Source organism: Chryseobacterium sp. CS3K3.1, from assembly GCF_059515165.1.
Genome location: NZ_JCAKRV010000038.1, coordinates 1 through 3973, shown reverse-complemented (window position 1 = coordinate 3973; position 3973 = coordinate 1). Strand labels below are relative to the sequence as shown.

Annotated in this window: 3 protein-coding genes; all 3 read left to right on the top strand. The window is 34.9% G+C overall.

Features of this window, described 5'->3' with window-relative positions; all coding sequences use genetic code 11:
- A partial coding sequence (locus AC5YGI_RS21920; protein WP_496169803.1) for a T9SS type A sorting domain-containing protein occupies nt 1-344 on the top strand: 344 nt, incomplete at its 5' end.
- A 42-nt stretch (nt 345-386) separates the two neighbouring features.
- Nucleotides 387-3761: a hypothetical protein gene (locus tag AC5YGI_RS21915; protein WP_496169802.1), complete on the top strand. Its 3375-nt coding sequence runs from the start codon at nt 387-389 to the stop codon at nt 3759-3761.
- A gap of 5 nt (nt 3762-3766) precedes the next feature.
- On the top strand, nt 3767-3973 hold a 207-nt coding region (locus AC5YGI_RS21910), incomplete at its 3' end, for a DUF6443 domain-containing protein (RefSeq protein WP_496169801.1).

The following is a 3973-nucleotide window of genomic DNA, read 5'->3' as shown; positions in this document are numbered from 1 at the left end:
AAGATGGTTCTATTATTCTGGCTGGAACCAGTGCTGAAGAATTGGGCAAAGAAAACTGGAAGATTGTCAAGCTGGGAGACAAGCAGGTTGATCAGTTAATTGAAAAATATGACATCAAGATCTATCCAAACCCTGTCTCTGATTATGCTTACGTAGAAATCGGTTTCGATTTCAAGGATGCAGATATTCTTTTGTATGATATGAGTGGAAGACAGCTCCAGAGTATTAAAACGAAGAATAGAGTGACTAAGATCAACACCCAGGCTTTGGTTCAAGGGGCTTATCTGGTGACGATCAAAACGGATACAAATAAAACTGCGAATGCTAAACTAATTAAGAAATAAAACACAATGAGAAAACAATATTTAATACTAACATTATTTTTCATGCAGTATTTGCACTCACAGGTTACAATTTCAAATCCGACCTCTGCAAGCAGCCCTATGGACAATATAAAACAAATTTATCCGGCTGCTCCCACTGCCAATAATTTAATGAAATTTGAAGAGGTTCCTGTAAGCTACTATACGGGAATCCCTGATATTAAAATTCCAATTGCAAGTATCCCAACAAATGATTCTAAAATTTCCATGAACGTTTCATTAAATTATCATCCCCTTAATGCAAAACCTCTTGATAAATCCGGAGAAGAAGGGTTAGGCTGGAGCCTATTGGCAGGAGGAACCATTACCAAAACTATACGAGGGAGTGCAGATGACCGTAATTATGAGGGGGTGGAGCAAAGAGTAGGAATTCTTTATGATGAATATAATTATGCAGGCGCGCATACTAATTACACAAGAAAATATTTGGATGAGTTAGCCGTAGGTGGTGTATATCATACGGATCAATATAAAAAACTTTTATTTGATGCACTATTTTTTAACCGTTATGATACTGAGTATGATCTTTACCAATATAATTTCATGGGCTATACCGGAAGGTTTATCATTAAAAAGTCATCCGACAATAATTTATATGTTGAAAAGTTAGATAAAAATAATCTAAAAATTACCATAGGCTCTACCAACCCTAATAACGCATTAGAAGTGGCTTCTTTTGTAATTCTTGACGAATATGGAAATAGTTTTACTTTTGATGTATTAGAGAGAACTCAAAGATCCAGTATATCTAATAAAGTAGGATACTATGACTCTTATCAAACCAATTCAAAAGATTCCGGTGAAAGTACTACTGCTTTCCACCTGAGCAGAGTTGCCAACACATCCAACACAGAATTGGTAAAGCTGGACTACTATCCTGCTTCTGAGATCCAGTATACAAATTATTCTAATATAACCAGAAATAAGTTGGCAAGTGAAGATGCGAACTCTTTGCCTGTTGCAACAACTTTCGATAGCCAAATGCCGGCTTCTTACGAAACGAACACCATAACAAATAATACATTTGTTCGAAGTTTAAAAGAGATCGAAATACCAGGAAAAGGAAAAATTAATTTTACATACCTGCAGGGAAGAAATGATTCAGGCTATAGTCTGCCTCAGCAGCTTCAAAAATTAGATAAGGTTAAAGTTTTTGATGTATCAGGAAAACTACTGGAAACATATCAGTTATCTTACAGCAATTTTACTTATAATTTAGTAGGAGAAAATATACCTAATATAACATTAACACTCTCCCAAGTAACAAAGTTTGATTCTTCTTCCAATAAAGAATATGATTATATATTAAATTATACATCCAATCCACAGGATCGTAAGTTGGGAACAGATCAATGGGGGTGGTTTAACTGTCCTCGTCCTAATGCAAATCCCCTTTTGGCAAAATACGTTTCACCGGATTGTATTAATGTGAATATCCTCAAAAGCATGAAACTTCCTTCAGGAGGCGTAAGAACTTTTGATTTTGGATCCAATACATATTCATCTGATCATCTGGGAATGCCAATTACCAATTTTGATGATAATATTGAAAATTGGACTTACAGTAATATGAATAATGTTACCTTACAGAGTACCTTTTTTAATTCTGCCACTTACAGTTTAGGAAAAGTTCTTCAGAATAAAATATTAGTTCTGGAAAGTGGCGAAATTTTAAACAATGCCGATAATATCGGATTTCTATTCTTAGAAAAATTAAACCTGAATCAAGAGTTGGTACAATCATATGGTATAAATACTACAGATAAAGAAATTAATTTAGAAGGTGGCTATTTTTATAGATTTAAATTTACATGGACTAATTCAAATGATCAGGGAACTGCCATTGTTAATTATTCATTTAAGACCAAAAATCCTGTACAAAAACAATGGCTTAACGGAGGTGGAATAAGAATTAATATGATCAGTTATTATAACAATCCAAATGATGCTGCTCCTCAAAAGAAAGTTACATTTTCTTATAACAAATTTGCGGATTCAGGAAAAAGCAGCGGTGCCTTGGTATTTCCAAAACCTTTGCTGACTTATAAGTATGGATATGGTAATAAATTTGTTTCAACTTGTGGGGGAATGTCGGTAGGATACTGTCAATACCCTTATGCCAATGAATTTGCAATATATTCATCTCAGAGTTTTCTTCCTGTTCAGAAAACACAGGGTTCTGATGTGGGATATCAGAATATAACGGTTTCGGAAACAGATAAAGGTAGAACAGAATATTCTTACACTTCACCTATTGATAAGCCTAATCCTGATTCACATTATATCAACTTTGAGTTGCCTCCATTTCTTCCTGTAGATAACTACGATTACAAAAGGGGATTATTAACAAAGGATGAAAAAAAGGATAATATGAATGTAAGTCTGTATAAAAAAGATACAGAATATAATATCTATGATTCAAGGATTCTTACAGGGCTCAATATAAGCTATATCAATTCGCCTTACTCAGAGTATTTGTATGCGGGGCATTTCAATTCCTATGAAAATTATTATGCAGGCTGTATACAAAACCAGGACTTAAATGTATTTTGTGATAACAGAAGCAACGTTAGCAGCATGATGCGTATTCTTCCGGTGGAGGAGATTATAGGAAAAGCAAACCCAACGCATTCTGAGACTATAGAATATTTTAACGGAAAGACTTTGAAAACAATTGAAGATGTTACATATAATATCAGAGACTATCCTATAAAACAAAAAGCAACTTTTGCCAATAATACAACCTTGGAAACTACCTCCAGCTATGCTCATGAGAAAAATAATCAGAAGCTGATAAACGCCAATATAATAGGTATTCCGCTGCAGACTATAACAAAAAAAGATAATGTAATTGTGTCAAATACGGAAACCAAATATGACAGCCCTTTGAATTTACTTCCAAGCTCTTTTGTCTCTACTGATTTACAGAATGTTGTTTCTACCGAAGTGACTTACGATAAATATGATAGTAAAGGTAACCTTCAGCAATACACCACCAAGGACGGCCTTTCCACAGTCATCATTTGGGGGTATAACCAAACCCAGCCAATAGCAAAGATAGAAGGAGCTAAATTATCAGATATCCAGCAGTCATTCATTGATTCTATTGTGACAGCCTCAAATACAGATGCATCAGCAGGCGTGAACAATGATGAAACAACCTTCTTATCAGCATTGAATACCTTCAGAAGTAATACCGCATTATCCGGTTATCAGATCACGACTTACACCTATGATCCTTTAGTAGGAGTAAGAAGCATCACCCCGCCATCAGGAATTACTGAAAGCTATGTTTATGATTCAGCTAACCGGCTTGAAAAAGTGATTGATGTGAATGGCAAAGTGCTGAAAGAAATGAAATACAACTATAAAAACTAAAACCGATGAAAAGAATATTAATTCCAATAGGAATTCTCATCATGGGAACTGCTCAGGGGCAGCTTACCAATACAGAAAATTATGTATACTCAAAGACGTATTTGTCAGATCCTACCCTTGCTAATGTTAAAAGCTCGGAAACAGTCCAGTATTTTGACGGATTGGGAAGACCTAAACAAATCGTTAATGTAAAAGCCTCACCCCTGGGAAGA